Raw genomic sequence first — 17,270 nt, 5'->3', positions numbered from 1 at the left:
GGCGGTCAAAAAAGGCGCTGCCCGACGTGACCCTCGACCCGCTCACCACCTGGAGGCTGCCACATGACTGGCATAGCAGGACGCATCGACGTCCACCACCACCTCATCCCGCCCTTCTACCGCAGCCTCCTCGCCAAGGCGGGCATAGCCGAGGCCGGTGGCCGCGCGCTACCCGACTGGAGCCCCGAGGGGGCCTTGGCATCGATGGACCTGCTGGGTACCGCCATGGCGATCGTGTCCGTCTCCACCCCCGGCACGGGCTTCCTCACCGATTCGGACGAGGCCGCCGACCTGGCCCGGCGCCTCAATGACTTCTCCACTTCCCTGGTCGCCGAACACCCCGGCCGCTTCGGGCACTTCGCCACCCTGCCCATGCCCGATGTCGCTTCCTCCGCGGCCGAGGCCGAGCGGGCCCTGGACGAGTTGGGCGCCGACGGCGTCACCCTGCTCGCCAACAACCAGGGAACCTATCTCGGCGCGGACGGCCAGGACGCACTGTGGCGGACCCTGAACGACCGCAACGCCGTCGTCTTCGTCCACCCGGCCGAGCTGCCCGCGCCCGCCGTCGAGAACATCCCGCCGTTCGCCGCCGACTTCCTCCTCGACACCGCCCGGGCCGCATACCTTCTCGTCCGCAACGGCATCGTGCGCAGGTACTCAGACATCCGGTTCATCCTCAGCCATGCGGGCGGTTTCGTGCCGTACGCCTCCCACCGCATGGCCGTCACCATCGCCGGCGACACCGGCCGCAGCCCCCTGGACGTGCTGGACGACTTCCGCGCCTTCTATTTCGACACCGCCCTCTCCTCCAGCCCCGCCGCCCTGCCCACCCTGCTCGCCTTCGCCCGCCCCGGCCACATCCTGTTCGGCAGCGACTGGCCCTTCGCCCCCACCGCGGCCGGTCAGTACTTCACAGGCGGCCTCGACACCTGCGTCGACTCAGGCACCCTGACAGCCGTCAACCGCACCAACGCCGAAGGCCTCTTCCCCCGCCTGGCCGGCGCCCCCACACCGGCTCCGGCGCGTCCGGCCCCGATGCGCCTGCGCCACGCCGCCCAACGAGCAGCTGCCCGGCTCGTCTTCAAGCTCGTCCAACCCGGTACAGATTGAGGCCCTCCCCATGAGCGCCATCCCGCACCCCGGACACCTCGGACACCGAGGAGCAGGCGCAGTTCGTACCGGTCACCAAGGGAATCCGCATGGATGGCGTACGTGACCCTCGCCGACGCCACGGTCAGTGAGGACGACCTCCTCGCGTGGGCCGCCGCGCACGTGAGCGAGGCAGCCGCCGCCCCCAAGGCCGTCCGCGACCTTGACGCGCTCCCAGTCACCGCGGTCGGCAAGCCGTACAAGCTCCCGCTGCGCGCCGACGCCACCCGCCGCGTGCTGCACGACCTCCTCGGCGATGTCGACGATGTCGAAGAGATCCGCGCCGACTCCGGGACGGTGACGGTCACCGTGACGCTGCGCGCCCAAGCAGCGGCCGCCACCACGGCCGAAGTGGAGCGCTGGGTCGGCAACTTCGCCGTGCTTTGCCGCATCGTCTCGGAGCACGAGGGAGACGACTGACATGGTCGCCCTCATCGTCCTCACCGCCGTCCTGGCCCTCCGGCTCAGCGCGCGGATAGCCAAGTCCTACGCAGAACTCACGACCCGGCCTTCGCCCTGTCCGCAGGAGGTGGGACCCTGCTGTCCCGGGTGGAGTTGAGGTCCACCCGGGACAGCCTGGGCGGCGACGAGGCCACCGGCGAACCTGGCCAAGATGCTCCTTCTCCTGCTGGGCGTTCCGCCGGACGACGCCCGCGAGGTCGCCCGGCGCCCGCTGCCCGATCTCGGCCGAGGAGGCCGGCCGGGATCACTGCACGGAGTCGCTGTACTTGGCGTCGCGGGCTTCCGCCTCCGCCTCCCCCGTCGGCCGGTGCTGGTCGGCGCTGCGGCTGCCGGGCAGGACGGCGAGGACGATCAGGGTGCCGACGGCCATGATGATGCCGCCGATGAGGCTGGTGTGCGCGACGCTGTGCGCGAAGGACTCATTCACAGCGTCCACCAGGGCCTGCGCCTGCTGGGCACCCGTCGAAGGGGTCTTCGCGAGCTGCTCGGCGACCGCGAGGCCGCCGCCCACGGATTCCTTGGCTGTCTCCAGCGCATCGGCCGGGAGTTGCCCGCCGACCAGGTCGGTCAGCTTGTCCTTGTATGCCGTGCCCAGCAGTGAGCCGAGGATCGCGATGCCGAGGGAGCCGCCGAGTTCCATGGAGGTGTCGTTGGCACCACCGCCGACGCCGAGTTCGGACTCGGGGAAGGAGCCCATGATGGTGTCGGTGGCCGGGGACACGCTCAGGCCGATCGCGAAGCCGAGCAGCATCATCGGCGTCAGGAAGTCGGTGTACGTGGAGCCCTTGTCGACCAGCGTGAGCAGGAAGACACCCGCCGTGCCGATCAGCATTCCGGCCACGACCATCGGCTTCATGCCCAGCTTCGGGGTCAGCTGCCCGGTCACCACGGCGCCTAGAAAGACGGCACCGGCCAGCGGCAGCAGGCGTACGCCGGTTGCCAGCGCGTCGTAGCCAAGGACGAACTGCAGGTACTGGGTGGAGTAGTAGATGGCGCCGAAGGTACCGAAGAAGAAGAACAGCACCGCGAGCATCGCACCGCTGAAGGGGCGCAGCCGGAACTTGCGCACGTCCAGCATGGGGTGCGGGTGGCGCAGCTCCCACGCGACGAAGGCGACCAGGCCGACTCCGGCGACCACCGCGGCGGCGATCGGGCCGGCGCCCCAGCCGAAGTGCGGGCCCTCGATGGTCGCGTAGACCAGGCAGCCGACGGAGACGATGGAGAGCAGACCGCCCACATAGTCGATCCGGCCCATGCCTTCCGCCTTGGACGGCGGGATCAGGACCAGCGCGCCGATGACGGCGACGACTGCGATGGGGACGTTGATCAGGAAGGTCGAGCCCCATGCGTGGTCCTCCAGCAGCCATCCGGCGACCAGCGGGCCGACGGCGATGGCGAGACCGGAGGTGGCGGTCCAGGCCGTGATGGCCCGGGTCCGCTCGCTCTTGGGGAAGGTCGCGACCAGCAGGGACAGCGTGGCCGGCATGACCACGGCGGCGCCCACGCCCATGATCGCGCGGGCCGCGATGACCAGTACGGTCTCATCGACCAGGCTGCCCATCACCGAGCCGCCCGCGAAGATCACCAAGCCGGTGACGAGGGCGCCGCGGCGGCTGTACTTGTCGCCGATCGAGCCCAGCACCAGCATCAGCGCGGCGTACGGGACGGTGTAGCCGTCGATGACCCACTGCAGGTCACTGCTGGACAGGCCCAGGTCCGTGGTCATGTCGGGCGCGGCCACGATCAGCGATGTGTTCGCCATGACCACGATCAGCAGGCTCAGGCACAGCACGATCAGAGCCCACCAGCGGCGGGGATAGGGCCCTGTCATCTTCTCGACGGGTGTTGCGGCGATCAAGGGCATGGGGGCTCCTGGGACGAGTTAATTGCACATTAACGGGCAGGTTAGTTTATTGCCCACCGATGTGCAAATATTTCCGGGACCCCTTGCCCCTTCCCCGCCAGAGGTGCTGATGTGACGAACCGACCAGACCCGCACGTGCCACGGCGCCGCGCGGCGCGTACCACCCGCGAACGCATCCTGGAGGCGGCCGGGCAAGAACTGGGCCGCAACCCCGACAGCAGCCTCGCCGACATCGCCGAAGCCGCGGGCGTGGCACGTCGAACCGTCTACGTCCTACTTCGCCCGCCGGACCGCGCTCGTCGAGGGACTCGCCGCGGACGCGGGGGAAGCGATACGCCTCGCGGTCACCGTCGGGAAAACGCCGTCCCCCGACCCGGCGAGTGCACTGGCGCGCTTCGTCCTCAGCCTGTGGCCGGTCGGCGATCGCTACCGCACACTCATCGCCCTCGCCTGCCGGGATCTGGGAGCCGATCGGGTGAGCGAACTCCTCTCCCCCGCCCGCGACACGGTCGCCGGGATCCTCGCCCGCGGCCAGCGGCAGGGCGTCTTCCACACCAGCGTTCCGCCCGGCCCCCTCAGCAGAGCCCTCGAAGCACACCTGCTGGCACTGCTGGACAGCGTCAACTTCGGGACCTGGGCCGATGACGGCACCGGCGCAGCCACCGCCGCGCTGATCGTCGCGGGCGTCGGCCAGGACGACGCAGCTTCCACGGCCCAGCGTCTGCACGGCGCCGGGCACAGCCACCCCTCTGAAGGAGTCTCATGCGCCAGCCCCGGTACGGATATGAGGACGACGTCACGTACGCGTCATTCGAGCCACCCGCGGCGCCCCGCAGGGCCCGACGGCCGGTCGTCGTCGGCGTCGTCCTGGTCGCGCTGACCCTCGTGCCCCTCGCGGTCGACCGGGTCGCGACGGCTCGCGTGGAGTCGGGCACGGCGAAGGCATTCCAGCAGGGCATGGACACACCCGAGCGGCCCGAGGTCCGCGTCCGCGGCTACCCCGTGCTGACTCAACTGGCCTCCGGCACCCTGCGGCACGTGGACATCACGGCGCACGACATACCCGCCGACGGGTCCGCCCGCCCTCTGCCGGTCTCCCGACTCGACCTCGCACTGGACGGACTGTCGAAGTCCGGCGACGACACCGCGGCGGTGGCACGCTCGGCGGAGGCGACGGCCTACCTGTCGTACACGGACGTGTCCCGCGTCATCGGCCTCGAGGTCTCCCAGGGCACCCGCCCGGGCCGGATCAATGCGAGCGTCCTGCTGCCCCTCGGCGGTGAGGTCACCGTGACGGCCACCGTCTCGGCGGTCCCCAACAACCGTGTCGCCTTCAAGGACTTCGAGGTCACGGGCGGCGCACTGGCCACCACCCAAGCGCTGATCGACAAGATCTTCGAGAAGCCGATCCGGCTGCGGAACATCCCCGAGGGCCTGCACCTGCGCTCGGTCACCCCCACGGCGAGCGGACTCAGCGCTCGCTTCTCCGGCGAGTCGGTCACTTTCCGCCCCAGCAGCGGGTCACAGCGCGACTCGGCTCAGGACAACTCGTCGTACCGGCAAGCGTGATGACGATGATGAGCCCTCGGCCGTCCGCGGTTCCAGAAGAGACCGTGCGGGTCACTGCCTCCCGCGTGCCGTCATCAGCCCGAACCCGGCGAGTATTCAGGGATGGGACGGTAGAAGCGTGAGGTGACCTCGTAGGGACGCGGGACCGGCGGCACCGAGTGCCGCGAACGCGGCGAGCCAGGTGCGTACTTCGTGCGCGGAGTTGCCAGCGTCGGCGGCCATCGCCTCGGGAGTGAGCGCGTCACAGGAGGTCAGGTCGCCGGAGGTGCAGATGTCGAGGAACCGCTCGTCCCATTCCGGGTTGAGATCCTTGATGTCCGCCTCGCCGAGGGCGAACTGCCTCGCGGTGTCGGTGACGCTTGCTGACGGGCGGCCCGGGCGGCGGCCGTCGGGTGCCTGCCGTTCAGCAGCATGTCCCGCTGCGCCAGCGTTGCCGACGCCCACTGAGGCACGGGCGGATCATGGGACACCCCGCCGGAACCGATCACCAGAACGCGCTCGGACAGATCGCGCAGACGGCTGCCGACGGCCTCTCCCATACGGCGGACGCGGCGCATGGAGGTGAAGGGCCGGGCCATGACGAAGACCGGGATGACAGACCGGTCGTCGATCCGGCCGAAGAGGAACTCCAGTGGCTGGACCGCTCCGTGGTCGACCTCCATGCGGCGGGAGATCGCCATGTCGATGTCCTGGTCGAGGACATGCTGGGCCAGTGCCTCGGCACGGTCGGCGGGAACGTCCAGGGGGCCGGACCGTGTGTCGTAGTCGCCGACGGCGCGGGCGGAGTAGCCGATGCAGAACGGCGGCATGAGTTCGTAGAAGAAGCCGTTGCAGTGGTCGAGCGAAGGAGACGACCAGGGTGGGGGGCGAACTCCTTGACGAAGTCCCGTGCGGTGGTGAAGGCCCCCTCGACGGCCTCGCGGACATCCGCCGACGGTTCACCGAAGACCAAGTTCCAAGCCGTGGCACTCGGTACGCCGTAGAGGCCGTACCGCTGCGCCGGATCGGCACCCCGGGCGAGGTGTCCGACACAGTCCTCTTCGTGCTCTCCGATGCCTCGCGTTTCGTCACGGGCCACACCCTCGTGGTCGACGGTGGCGGTCGCCACCGCTGAGCGCGGCAGCGGGGCCCCGAATCCCCGCGAGTGGCTCCGAAATCCCCTCGGGTTCAGCGGTTGCCGCGCCGGAGCGCCGTCGGCGTCTGCCCGAACCAGCGCTTGCAGGCTCGCGTCAGTGCCGACTGTTCGGAAAAGCCCAGGGCGAGCGCCACATGCGACATCGAGAGGGAGGACTCGATCAGGTACTGCTGCGCGAGCTCCCTCACCGCTTCGTCACGCAGGTGGTCGAAACTGGTCCCCTCCGCGGCCAGGCGACGCTGTAGCGTCCTGGGGTGGAGTGCCAGCATGCTCGCCACCTGCTCCAGGCTCGCTGCCGCCCGCCCGCCGGCGGTTCGCGCCATCGCGGTGCGCACCAGGTCGGCCGTGGACGAGCCAGGGGCCGGATAATGCGTGTGGAGGTAGCTGGTCGCGATCCGGCGGATCGTCTCATCGACGTCCTGGAGAGGGACGTCCATCAGAAGCTCGTCGATGATCAGGGCGCCATGCGCCCGTTCCGGTCGCACTTCGGCTCCGAAGAACCGCACATAGCACGACAACGGGGCGGCGGGCGAGTGCGGCAGCAGTACAGCACGGGGCCGGTATCCACCCCTGACGACGAGGCCGAGGAGTCGGTGGGCCGTGGCGAGACTCAGGTCCATCGCCTGTCGGGCGGGCGGACGGGGGTCGAGCACCATCTCGAAGCGCATCGCGACGTGGCCGGGGAACTCCTGCCCTGCGGGAATCAGCGCCAGGGTGAGCGACGGACTGTGTACGAACAGGTACTGCGCCGCGGTCTGGATCATTTCCCGCACGGTCGGGGTGTTCTGCAGGACCAGGGCCAGCGGTCCAAGTGCGGTCGGATCCTGAGCATGCGCCATCCGCAGGCCGAAGTCCGGGCAGCGGAGAGCTATCGCCGATGCCTCCAGCAGGTGCATCGCGGGGCGCGCGGGGACCAGGGCATCCTCGTACTCCAGTGCGTGACCGGGCAGGCGCGCCGACGCGAGCAGAGCGTCCGGGTCCCCGCCGAGCTCGCGGACCAGACTCGCCCAGCCCCGCAGGGTTGCCGCCCGCACCAGTGGTTCCATGTCGCGCAAGGTAAAAATTCTGTCGCCTGGTGTCAAGCAAACCCAGGTGTGCCGCGCCACACTCTCTGCTGGCGCCAGTTACTTCAGGTAGCGGACACGCCGTTGCGGGCCAGGGGACAGGCTCGCCAGCCAGCAGGGTCACATGCCAGGTCCGGCCGCCGGGACGCGTCGTGGACAGGGCAGGTGACGGACCGAATATTGGTCGGGCTGCTGTCCTGAGCCCACCCGCCATCGGCCTGCGGCCCAGTCCGCACCCATCGAAAGGTATGGAGCCGCGTGACCGCATTCAAAGGCAGGGTGGCCGTCATCACCGGAGCGGGCTCCGGTATCGGTCAGGCGCTGGCCGTAGCACTCGCGTCCGAGGGGCAAGGCTGGCACTCTCCGACGTCGACACCCGGGGTCTTGCCGAGACAGTACTGCGGGTCGAGGCGCTCGGCGCGGACGTCGAGGCAGCGCAGGGTCGACGTCACCGACCGAGAGACTGTCCAACGGTGCGCCGGCGAGGTCGTCGGCCGGTTCGGGAACGTCCACCAGCTCTACAACGACGCCGGCCTGGCCTACCACGGCGCGTTCGAGCGGTCCGCACTCGAAGACATCGAGCAGATCATGAACATCGATTTCTGGGGCGTGCTGAACTTCAGCAAGGCGTTCCTGCCGCACCTGATCGCGTCGGGCGCAGGACACGTGGTCAACATCTCGAGCATTTTCGGTCCGATGACGGTGCCCGGCCAGACCGCCTACAGCTCGGCGAAGTTCGCGGTGCGTGGCTTCACCGAGTCGCTGCGCCAGGACATGCTGGCGGCCAGTCACCCCGTCAAGGTCACGTGCGTCCACCCGGGCAGCGTCAGGACTGCCATAGCACGCAACGCGGGTATGGCGGCCGGTGAGGACCGGTCTGCGGTCGTCTACCTCTTCGACCGCAAGATGGCCCGCCTCTCCCGACGACGCGGCGCGGACGATCCTGCGCGGCGTGCTCAGAAACAAGGCACGTGTACTCGTCGGCGCCGACGCCAAGCTCTTCGACGCCTTCATCCGCATCGTGGGGCCCTCCTACCAACGCGTCACCGCGGCCGTCGCGGCACGAGCGCTTCCCAAGTAGTAGCGATCTGCCGTCCTGGACGACCGACCACGAGGCATCTGCGCATCACAGCAACCCATCAGGTAGAGGAGAGCCGCCTGTGCCTACCCCGCCGACGAGCCCTGTATTTGCCGAAGGCTCATCCGCCGCAGAACCCAGGTCTGGGAACGCGATGTCGATGAACAACGCCCCCCAGCATGCAAATTCGAGACGCGCGTTGTTCACCGGCGCGACCGCAGCCGGCCTGAGCGCCATCCTGGCGGCCCGCGCCCCGCAGGCAGCTGCGGCCGCCTCGGATCCAGTCAAACTCGTGTGCGCCCTCCGACGGCGGGAAGACCTGTCGGCCGCCGAGTTCTACCGCTACTGGCTGTACGACCACGGGCCCCATGCCACGAAGCAAATCAAGAAGCTCGGGGGCTACCGTTACGTCCAGAGCCACACCAACAACTCGGACCTCAACCTCCTCTTCACCGCATCACGCGGCCAGGTGGGTCGGGCCTTCGACGGCGTAACCGAAGTCTGGTTCCCCTCGCGCGAGGCGTTGGTCAAGGCGCTCGCCTCGCCGCAAGGAGCGGAGGCCAACCTACGGCTCGCTGAGGACGAGAGGAACTTCATCGACCTGCCGCGGTCCTCGTACTTCTTCACCAAGGAACATGTGCTGCTCGGCTAGAAGACAGGGAGCACGAAGGACAACGGAACCTTGCCACCAAGCCGGTCGAGGACAGCGGGCGTGGGCAAGGTCGTCGAGCGGCTGATGGACCGCGCCAACGCGGAACTCCCCGCCGCTCCGTCCGCACCGTGCGGCCCACGCGTCACCGCGCCTGTCTCGGCACGAACGCTTCCTGATCACCAACGACCGCCGGCACCAGCGACCGGCGCGTCGTGGCCGAGTCGTCCACGACGCGCCCGAACAATCACAGCAGCTCATGAGGTAGAGGAGAGCCGCCGATGTCTACTCCCCCGACCAGCCCGCTCCTGCGTCCCTTGCAGATCGGCACGCTCACCGTGCCGGGACGGCTGTACAAGTCTGCAACCAGCGAGACCCGGGCCACCGACGACGGGTACGTGACCGACGAGTTGCTCGAGTTCTACGAACCCATGGTGCGAGCCGGGACCCCGCTCATCGTGACCGGAAACCTCTACGTCTCCCGGCAGTCCAAGTCCGCGGGACGTCAGGCCGGCATCGACGCCGACGACAAAAAGGCCGGACTGCGGGACTGGGTCGACCTGGCCCACAGCGGCGGCAGCCTCCTGATCGCCCAGCTCAACCACGGCGGCCGCCAGATGGTCAAGTCGGCGGACCCGGGCAAGACGCCGGTGTCCGCGTCAGCGGTGCGCGAGCCCCTTTACGGGACGAAACCGCGGCCCCTGCGCCTGGACGAAATCCCTGCAGTGGTCGAGACCTTCGCCGCGGCCGCGGAGCGGGCCCAGGACGTGGGGTTCGACGGAGTGCAGATCCACGCCGCCCACGGCTACCTGCTCAGCCAGTTCCTCACCCCGCACACCAACCGCCGAACGGACGAGTACGGCGGCAGCCTCGACAACCGGATGCGCCTACTGCGCGAGGTCTTCCGCGCTGTTCGCGCCCGGGTGGGCGACGACTTCCCCGTGCTGCTCAAGCTGAACGGCACGGACATGCTCCCGCTGCGCCGGGGCGCGACGACCGCCGAACTCGTACGCGTCGCCAAGGCACTGGAGAGCGAGGGCATCGACGCGGTGGAGATCTCAAGGGCCCACTACGAGTCGTGGCCGGGCATGATCCTGGGACACTACAAAGGTTTTATCCGCGGACAAATCACCGAAGGATCAGGGATGGCCATGACGCGTCGGCGCCGCATAGCGATGCTCGCCGCGGCCCCCGTCATCGAAGGCGTCGCGGAACGTCTCGCTCCTGGCAGTGAGGGTTTCAACCTCCCCCAGGCCGAGCAGTTCACCGCGCAGCTGGACATCCCGGTGATCTGCGTCGGTGGGTTCCATACGAGGACCGGGATGGAGTCGGCCATCGAGAACGGCCGCTGTGACGCCGTCTCGGCGGCCCGAGCCATGATCGCCGACCCGTTCCTGTTCAAGAACGTGCAGGCCCCCCTGCCAGGACGGCCGGTGTGCGAGTACCGCAACGGATGCATCGCCCGTTTCGGCGGCAAGCCGATCGACTGCTACGTCGAGCCGATCCGCATCCAGAAGAACCACATGCTGCAAAAAACGGAGCAAGCGTGAACCACATGCCCACCCACCACGAACCCCGCGGCGCCCGCCTGGGGAGCACGACCACCGGGAATGCGACCATTCCCGTACCGACCTCCTCAGGAATCTTCGCAGTCTGGCTCCGCGAGGATCTGACGAGAGAAGCCGCCGTCGAGTACTGGAAGGGACCGCACGCACGGATCGTCGAGGGGCTGCCCACCAACGCCGAGTACCTCCAGCATCACTTCTCGCCCACCGATCACGGCTACTGGCCCTCGTCTCCCACGGTCGGCACCGTCGTGCCCCCGAGCTGGCGCTGCGACGGTATCGCCGAGGTCCGCCTGGCGAGCATGGCCGCCGCGATCACCTCCCCGGCCCGCCTGCGGAAGGTGTACCTCGACGAGCAGAACGTCTTCGACCGGGTCCTCGGAAACCTGACCGGCCCCCGAGGAGGCCGCTGGTGGACCGAAGGCCACGACACGAACGTCGGCCACCGCACGGTCCTGCTGCTGCGCCGACGCCGCGGAGTGGGCCGCCACGCCTTCCGCAAGTACGTCCACGACCGCATCGGCCCCGCGCTTCATGAGGCTGGTGCGCGCGACCTCCGCACGTACACCTTCCTCCGCTGGTCCTCGCTTCCGCACCCCACACCCGGCATCTCGCACGACAATCCGGTCTTCCGCCGCTACCACGGATGTGTCGTCCTCGGAGCCGACAGCCGCGCCGCCATGGACGGGATCCTGGCGTCCAAGCCGGTCGCCGACCTCGTCGCTGACCAGCACACGGTCATGACAGGCGTCCACGCGTTCACCGTCGAGCACACCGAAGCGGTCACCACGACGGTCCCACCGGTCCGGCCCTGACACACGCCACCTGCGGGGCTTGGCGGCAAAGGGACTACAAGGAGAAGCAAGTAAGCAACCGGCTGGACGTCACCTTCGGGTCGGGCGGCGAGAGGTGTGCGGCCTGGCTCTATCCCGCCAAGAGCCCTTCGAGCCCGATCGTGCTCCTTGGCCACGGCCTCGGCGGGGTCCGTGAGATGCGGCTCGATGCGTTCGCCGAGCGCTTCGCCGACGCCGGCTACGCCTGCCTCGTGTTCGACTATCGCCACTTCGGCTCAAGCGGCGGTGAGCCACGCCAGTTACTCGACGTCAAGCTCCAGCTGGACGACTGGGCGGCCGCGATCGGCTACGCGCGGACCGTGGCCTGCGTTGATCCCGAGCGGGTCGTGCTGTGGGGATCGTCGTTCGGGGGCGGCCATGTGATCATCGCCGGCGCCCGCGATCGACGCGTCGCCGCGATAATCTCGCAGTGCCCGTTCACGGACGGTCACGCGTCGGTTCGGGCGGCGAACCCGCTCGGCCTGGCCAAGGCCACCGGGCTCGCGCTTCGCGACGCCGCGGGCACATTGCTCAGGCGCGCACCGACGATGATCGCCACAGCTGGCCCACCCGGCTCGGCCGCGCTGATGGCGGCGCCCGACGCCGAGCCCGGCTATCTGGCACTCGTCCCCGAGGGTGCGCCGTTCCGCAACGAGGTCGCGGCCCGCTTCGCGCTTCATGTCGGGTTGCACCGCCCGGGAAAGCGGGCGGTGGACCTGCGCTGCCCAGCGCTGTTCCAGCTATGTGAAAGCGACAGCGTCGCGCCGGCGAAGGCGGCGGAGAGGGACCTGCGCAGAGCGCCGAAGGGCGAAATCGTCACCTATCCCTACGGGCACTTCGACATCTACGTCGGAGCGCCGTTCGAGCACATCGTGGCCGACCAGCTCGCGTTCCTGGAACGGCGCGTGCCGGTCGCCGACCGGCAGGAGCTCGCCTGACGTCTTTGGCTCGCGTTCCCGCTCAACGGCCGCACAGTCGTGATCAACGGCTGAACCGGCGGGCTGGTAACCCTCGTGCGCGCCAAGTTCGCGTCCGGGGCCGCCGATGTCGCCCTGCTCGGCCTCGGCTGCGAGGCAACCGCCCTGCCACGCGACAGAAATCGGTGTGACCGCGTCGCCGCGACTGGGTGGCCGATATCCGCGACCTCTCCTCGCTCCCAGAACGCGATGGACTGGGCAGCCGAGCACTTCGACCGGCGATTCCGTTCCCGCCGTCCCGTCGGCCCCGCGACAGGCAACAACGTTACGCAGAGGTGGATCCGGTCAAGGGCCCCTCATCAGCGGTCAGGCGGTTCACAACGGGGCGACTGCCTTGAAAGCAACGGCGGCGCAGGAACATGTTGCGGGTGTCAGCGGGGCTGGGGCCGGGCCACCGTGCCGGGTCGGTGAGTGAACAAGTCACCCTTGGCCAGGGCCCGGCAGAGGCTGGTCCGGCGAGTGATGCGCGGGCTGTTTCAGGCTGTGGTCCGGCCGCCGGGCCCAGGCACGCAGCTACCCCGCGGGATGCGTGTGCCAGCCCTGGACGGGACGCTTCTGGCCGTTCCCGCCTCCGGACTGTCCGCAGGTGAAGGTGCTCGCGTTGGTGGAGTGCTCGACGCGCGGTGCTGGACGCGGTGATCGTCACTTTCAACGGCTCCGAGCGGATCGTGTCCGCCAACTGGAGGCCCACATCGGTGCCGGAACCCTGGTCCTGGCCGACTGCGGGTGGACGTGACCGCCGCCTCGGACTCACCGAGATCGGCGGAAGCCTGCTGCCGCGACGGCGCTCACGCGAGTGCCCTCGCAAGAGCGATGTCGTGCATCACCCAGTACGGCAGCGATGTCCCTGACGGTAGCCGCTGGGCGAGGCTGGCTTGCAGGTTCGCCAGCTTCTTCATGGCCCGCAAACGGGGCTCCTTGCTCCGGGGCCGATACGACGGTCTGCCCCCATCGAACCGAGCCGCGCGCGCTCCTCCTTGCTCTCACGGCCGGTTCGGTGCCCCTCAGATCACCGTCTCTCGGCCATCGATGACGACCACGGAGCCCGTGGTGGACCCTGCGTCGGCGGAGAAGGCGTGACAGACCGTCCCGGCCAGCTCCTCCGGTCGCCCGATACGTCCGAGGGGCCTGCAGGTCGAGGCCCGAGCAATGCCTTTCCACGGGCTCCCTCCCCCACGAGCCGTCCAGAGCGGCTCGGTCAAGCCGGTGAGGACACGCCCCGGAGCCACCACGTTGACGCTGACGGCCGGGCCGATCTCGGGTGCCAACTGCCGCGTGAACCCGACGATCGCGGCTTTCGCCGTGCCGTACGGCACGTTCCCCTCCTGCGCGACGAGCGCGGACCGACGCGACGTTGTCGACGCCCGCCGTCCGCACCGGCTGGTGGGCCGCGACCAGCACGTCTTCCTGCGTGGTCGTGCGGGCACGGGGGTCGTACGCGTTGGTGAACGTGACCGCGTGGGCGCGGGTCAACAATTCTGTCGACCGACGCATCTGGCCGGTAATCAACGGCCACTGGTCAGCGGCCCATACTCACAGGCAGCGCACAGTCGTGGTCGGCACGGTGGTCGGATCGTCGAGGATCCGGTCTCGGCCCACCTGGACGGCCCCGTGGAGCGTGGCGTCGGCGCCGAGGACGCCGGCGGACACGGTGAGTCCCACGCCCGGGATCTCGGTGCGGCGTCCGGTGAGGCGGGCGTCGATGCCGGGGGTCAGCCAGGGCGCCCACTCGGCGAGGTAGCCGCCGAGGATGGCCTCGCCGGCGTCGGTGGCGCTGGCGACGGCCAGGAGTGCGGCGCCCAGGGCGTGGCCGGCGTGGTCGAGGGCCGCGAGAGCCTGAGGGTCCACCGACCGGAGGCGGCGGCCGAGTTCGGCTCGGTCGTCGGCGGGCCGCTGGCCTGGGGCGAGGGGGCCCATCCCGGCAGCCGCGATCAGGGCCCTGAGGCTGAGATAGGTGTCCAGGCAACCGCGCGAGCCGCACAGGCAGGGCCGGCCGTCGAGGGACACCGGCATATGGCCGATCTCGCCGGCCATGCCATGGCTGCCCTGATGGACACGGCCCCCTACGAGCAGTCCGCCACTGACTCCGATCTCGCCCTTGACGTAGACGACGGTGTCGGGATGGCTGACGCCGGCGGCGGCCAGGGCGTGGTACTCGGCCAGCGCGGCCACGTTCGCCTCGTTGACGACCTCGACCGGACAGCCCAGGGCAGGCAGGTGTCCGGCGACAAGCGCCGCCAGATCGGTCACCCCCCACCCGAACCCGATGGCCGCCCCGACCACACCCCCGATCACCGGCCCAGGCACAGCGACGACAACCCGCCCCACATAGGCGCCCCCGGCCCGAGCGACCGCACGCTCGACGGCCCGGGCGATCGTCTCGGCCACAGGCCCGGGCTTCCGCCCGGCCTTCCACCTGGGCATCGGCCCCCTCATCGGCCCAGTTCGCCGCCCGGCCGCCGATCCAGCGATCGGCCCGCCTCCCGGTCCCGCATCCGGTCCGGTCACTGACCCGGTCATCCGCCCCGCCCCCGGTTCCCCCACCGGACCATCCGCCGGCCCAGGAACCCCCGCCGGACCCCCTACCGGCGGCCCAGGAGCCCCCAGCGGCACGTCATGCGCCAGCCGCTCCGTATGCACGACCGCACCCTCAAGATCCGCGGCCCACACATGCACGTACTCCCACGTCACCTGCACGGCCACCGTCCATACCCGCCCCGGAACCAGCCGCAGCAGCCGGCGCGGGCGCCCCCGCCCGCCCGAGGCCGCCACGCCAGCCTCCTCCACCAGGCCCCGCTCGACAAGGTCCGCGACCAGCGCCGTCACCGAGGCGTGCACCAGCCCCGTGGCGACGGCGATCTCGGTGCGCGCACAGGGACCGGACGCCTCGATGCGCCGGAGCACGAGGGACAGGTTGGTGCGGCGCACGTCCGCGGAGTCGGCTGGGCTGATCACGCAACCGATTGTCCCCGATCGGTCTGGTAGCGTGAAAGAATATTTTTCAGAGATTGAAAAATTTAGCTGAGCGTTCCCTGAGAAGTCGACGAAATTGTTGACGATCCTCTCGAAGTGTCACTAACTTCATGAATGCCAACACAACGGGCACCAACTGCGTGACAGAGGAGAGAGACCGTGAAGCACAGGGCAATGAAGCGCAGGACTGTCGTCATGGGGATCGGCGCGACCGCGGGTGTCGCGGCGGTCGGGGGCATCGCGCTGACGGCGCAGGCGTCGGGCGAGTCCGGCGGCAAGAAGGGCTCCACGACGTCCTCGGACGCCCTGGTCTTCGACAAGGACGACTACACCGAACTGACGGAGACGATCACTGACGCGGCCGGCACCGAGCACTCAGTGATCTACCACTTCTACAAGCCCCGCAACTACGTCACCAACCCGAGCGACGACAAGCACCAGAGCCTGGTCGTCAGCGTCCCGGTCAAGATCGACGGCAAGGCGGTCGACGCCTCCAGGGCACCGATCGTCCTGGCGAACGCGGTGGGCGCCTACATGCCGTCGAGTGTGGCGACGGCCACGGGCGTGGGTCAGGCCGCGCTGGAGATGGGCTCCATGGGCGGCGGCACCGGCGGGATGCCCAGTGGGATGCCGTCCGGAATGCCCAGCGGAATGCCGTCGGGCGGCCCGGGCGGGGGCGGCACGGGAGCCATCAACGGGATGGTCAACCTCGCGAAGCTGGCCCTGGTGGCGGGCTACGTCGCCGTGGAGCCCGGCACGCGCGGCCGCAGCCTCACCGACTCGGACGGCACCTACTACGGCACGGCCCCCGCGGTCATCGTCGACCTGAAGGCGGCTGTCCGGTACATCAAGTTCAACAAGGGCCGCATCCCCGGCAACACCAACCGGATCGTCTCCACAGGCACCAGCGCCGGTGGCGCCGTCTCCGCCCTGCTGGGCGCGTCCGGCGACAGCAAGCTCTACGCCAAGTACCTCAAGGAGGCCGGCGCGGCCGACGCCTCCGACGCGATCTTCGCCACCGGCGCCTGGTGCCCGATCACCGACCTGGAGCACGCCGACGGCGCCTACGAGTGGAACTGGGGCAGCAACGTCACCCAGTCCACCGGCAAGGTCGTCGACCAGGCGGTGTCGAAGGAACTCCAGTCCCAGTTCGCCGAGTACCAGGCGAAGTTGAAGCTGCGCGGCCTGAACGGCTACGGCGCCCTGACGGCCCGTAACTACGACGACTACCTGCTCACGACCTACCTCCAGCCGTCCGCCACCAAGTACCTCACCGGCCTGTCGGACTCCGAGCGCGAGACCTACATGGCCAAGAACACCTTCATCACGTGGTCCGGCGGCAAGGCGACCTTCACGTGGGAGGACTACCTCACCCACGTCGGCGTGCGGAAGAAGACGACCCCGGCCTTCGACGCCTTCGACCTGTCGGCTGGCGAGAACAACGAGTTCGGCACCGGCACGACCGCGACCCGCCACTTCACCGCGTACAGCGCGAAGAACGACAGCACGGGCCTCAGCACCAAGCGGGTGGCGAGCGACATTCCAGAGCTCCTGAACCTGATGAACCCGATGTACCACCTGCTTGAGAAGCACAATCCGAACCGGTCGAAGCACTGGTGGATCCGCCTGGGCACCAGCGACACCGACACCTCGCACGTCATCGCCGCCAACCTCGCCGCCGCCGTGGACAACCTCGGCGACGACGTCAACCACGCGTACTACTGGGACCAGGGCCACGCCACCAACGAGGACCCCGGCGACTTCATCACATGGGTCGCCAAGGTCACTGGCTACAAGAAGTAGACCGCCGGAGCAGCCCTCCGCCCCAGGCACACGCATACACATGGCGTCCGCCTCGTCGGTGCGCCCCCAGGAAGTCATCCACCACGGTGCCGAGCCCGTCTGCACCAGCCGGGCTCGGCACCGTGGTGTTCCCGCGCCCACCGAGGCTG

At 69.3% G+C, this 17,270-nt stretch carries 17 protein-coding genes and 1 pseudogene; 12 read left to right on the top strand and 6 right to left on the bottom strand.

Annotated elements, in window-relative coordinates; translation table 11 throughout:
• The first annotated feature begins 63 nt into the window (after nucleotides 1-63).
• The 3 genes and pseudogenes from PUR53_RS40240 to PUR53_RS40230 form a co-directional block, all read left to right on the top strand.
• Nucleotides 64-1,110 carry an amidohydrolase family protein gene (locus tag PUR53_RS40240; protein WP_329911732.1) on the top strand — a complete coding sequence of 349 codons (1,047 nt, stop codon included), beginning with the start codon at nucleotides 64-66 and terminating at the stop codon, nucleotides 1,108-1,110.
• Nucleotides 1,111-1,203: 93 nt separating this feature from the next.
• Nucleotides 1,204-1,569, top strand: a complete 366-nt coding sequence (locus tag PUR53_RS40235; protein WP_329911730.1) for a hypothetical protein — start codon at nucleotides 1,204-1,206, stop codon at nucleotides 1,567-1,569.
• An 81-nt stretch (nucleotides 1,570-1,650) separates the two neighbouring features.
• A pseudogene (locus PUR53_RS40230) lies at nucleotides 1,651-1,834 on the top strand (TetR/AcrR family transcriptional regulator); the annotation flags it as partial.
• 21 nt (nucleotides 1,835-1,855) lie between these two features.
• Here PUR53_RS40230 and PUR53_RS40225 read toward each other — a convergent pair.
• Entirely contained in the window at nucleotides 1,856-3,475 is a 1,620-nt protein-coding gene (locus PUR53_RS40225; RefSeq protein ID WP_329911728.1) for an MFS transporter, read from the bottom strand.
• A 475-nt stretch (nucleotides 3,476-3,950) separates the two neighbouring features.
• Here PUR53_RS40225 and PUR53_RS40220 point away from each other — a divergent pair, with 475 nt between their 5' ends.
• On the top strand, nucleotides 3,951-4,355 hold the full coding sequence (locus PUR53_RS40220; RefSeq protein ID WP_329911726.1) for a hypothetical protein: 405 nt from the start codon (nucleotides 3,951-3,953) through the stop codon (nucleotides 4,353-4,355).
• Entirely contained in the window at nucleotides 4,238-5,044 is an 807-nt protein-coding gene (locus PUR53_RS40215; protein ID WP_329911724.1) for an LmeA family phospholipid-binding protein, read from the top strand. The genes PUR53_RS40220 and PUR53_RS40215 overlap by 118 nt, the downstream gene beginning before the upstream one ends.
• Before the next feature lie 96 nt (nucleotides 5,045-5,140).
• On the opposite strand, the gene PUR53_RS48435 is transcribed toward PUR53_RS40215, so the two are convergent.
• Both PUR53_RS48435 and PUR53_RS40210 read right to left on the bottom strand, forming a co-directional pair.
• Entirely contained in the window at nucleotides 5,141-5,359 is a 219-nt protein-coding gene (locus PUR53_RS48435; RefSeq protein WP_443080427.1) for a hypothetical protein, read from the bottom strand.
• Nucleotides 5,296-5,853 (bottom strand): hypothetical protein, encoded by a 558-nt coding sequence (locus PUR53_RS40210; protein ID WP_329911722.1) that lies wholly within the window; start codon nucleotides 5,851-5,853, stop codon nucleotides 5,296-5,298. Before PUR53_RS40210 ends, PUR53_RS48435 begins: the two co-directional genes overlap by 64 nt.
• A 50-nt stretch (nucleotides 5,854-5,903) precedes the next feature.
• On the opposite strand from PUR53_RS40210, the gene PUR53_RS40205 reads away from it, so the two are divergent.
• Nucleotides 5,904-6,158 (top strand): SDR family oxidoreductase, encoded by a 255-nt coding sequence (locus PUR53_RS40205; protein WP_329911720.1) that lies wholly within the window; start codon nucleotides 5,904-5,906, stop codon nucleotides 6,156-6,158.
• A gap of 53 nt (nucleotides 6,159-6,211) precedes the next feature.
• Here the strand turns inward: PUR53_RS40205 and PUR53_RS40200 are convergent, their stop codons facing one another.
• On the bottom strand, nucleotides 6,212-7,225 hold the full coding sequence (locus tag PUR53_RS40200; protein ID WP_329911718.1) for an AraC family transcriptional regulator: 1,014 nt from the start codon (nucleotides 7,223-7,225) through the stop codon (nucleotides 6,212-6,214).
• A gap of 276 nt (nucleotides 7,226-7,501) precedes the next feature.
• On the opposite strand from PUR53_RS40200, the gene PUR53_RS40195 reads away from it, so the two are divergent.
• The 5 genes from PUR53_RS40195 (at nucleotide 7,502) to PUR53_RS40175 (ending at nucleotide 12,306) form a co-directional block, all read left to right on the top strand.
• Nucleotides 7,502-8,485, top strand: a complete 984-nt coding sequence (locus tag PUR53_RS40195; RefSeq protein ID WP_329911717.1) for an SDR family oxidoreductase — start codon at nucleotides 7,502-7,504, stop codon at nucleotides 8,483-8,485.
• The gene (locus tag PUR53_RS40190) at nucleotides 8,482-8,973 is read left to right on the top strand and encodes an EthD domain-containing protein (RefSeq protein ID WP_329911716.1); all 492 of its coding nucleotides are present in this window, start codon (nucleotides 8,482-8,484) and stop codon (nucleotides 8,971-8,973) included. The genes PUR53_RS40195 and PUR53_RS40190 overlap by 4 nt, the downstream gene beginning before the upstream one ends.
• 278 nt (nucleotides 8,974-9,251) lie before the next feature.
• Complete coding sequence (locus PUR53_RS40185; RefSeq protein ID WP_329911714.1) at nucleotides 9,252-10,520, top strand: NADH:flavin oxidoreductase; 1,269 nt, start codon at nucleotides 9,252-9,254, stop codon at nucleotides 10,518-10,520.
• Entirely contained in the window at nucleotides 10,517-11,350 is an 834-nt protein-coding gene (locus PUR53_RS40180; protein WP_329911712.1) for a hypothetical protein, read from the top strand. Before PUR53_RS40185 ends, PUR53_RS40180 begins: the two co-directional genes overlap by 4 nt.
• Nucleotides 11,347-12,306 carry an alpha/beta hydrolase gene (locus PUR53_RS40175; RefSeq protein WP_443080426.1) on the top strand — a complete coding sequence of 320 codons (960 nt, stop codon included), beginning with the start codon at nucleotides 11,347-11,349 and terminating at the stop codon, nucleotides 12,304-12,306. Before PUR53_RS40180 ends, PUR53_RS40175 begins: the two co-directional genes overlap by 4 nt.
• A 1,043-nt stretch (nucleotides 12,307-13,349) precedes the next feature.
• On the opposite strand, the gene PUR53_RS40170 is transcribed toward PUR53_RS40175, so the two are convergent.
• Together PUR53_RS40170 and PUR53_RS40165 are read right to left on the bottom strand one after the other, a co-directional pair.
• The gene (locus PUR53_RS40170) at nucleotides 13,350-13,772 is read right to left on the bottom strand and encodes an SDR family NAD(P)-dependent oxidoreductase (protein ID WP_329911711.1); all 423 of its coding nucleotides are present in this window, start codon (nucleotides 13,770-13,772) and stop codon (nucleotides 13,350-13,352) included.
• A gap of 106 nt (nucleotides 13,773-13,878) precedes the next feature.
• Nucleotides 13,879-15,300, bottom strand: a complete 1,422-nt coding sequence (locus tag PUR53_RS40165) for an ROK family transcriptional regulator (protein ID WP_329911709.1) — start codon at nucleotides 15,298-15,300, stop codon at nucleotides 13,879-13,881.
• Nucleotides 15,301-15,513: 213 nt separating this feature from the next.
• Between PUR53_RS40165 and PUR53_RS40160 the strand changes: the two genes are divergently transcribed.
• The gene (locus tag PUR53_RS40160; RefSeq protein WP_329911995.1) at nucleotides 15,514-17,121 is read left to right on the top strand and encodes a subtype B tannase; all 1,608 of its coding nucleotides are present in this window, start codon (nucleotides 15,514-15,516) and stop codon (nucleotides 17,119-17,121) included.
• Nucleotides 17,122-17,270: the final 149 nt, after the last annotated feature.

Source organism: Streptomyces sp. SP18BB07 (assembly GCF_036322545.1).
Taxonomy (GTDB): domain Bacteria; phylum Actinomycetota; class Actinomycetes; order Streptomycetales; family Streptomycetaceae; genus Streptomyces; species Streptomyces deccanensis.
This window is presented reverse-complemented; position numbering and strand designations above follow the sequence as displayed.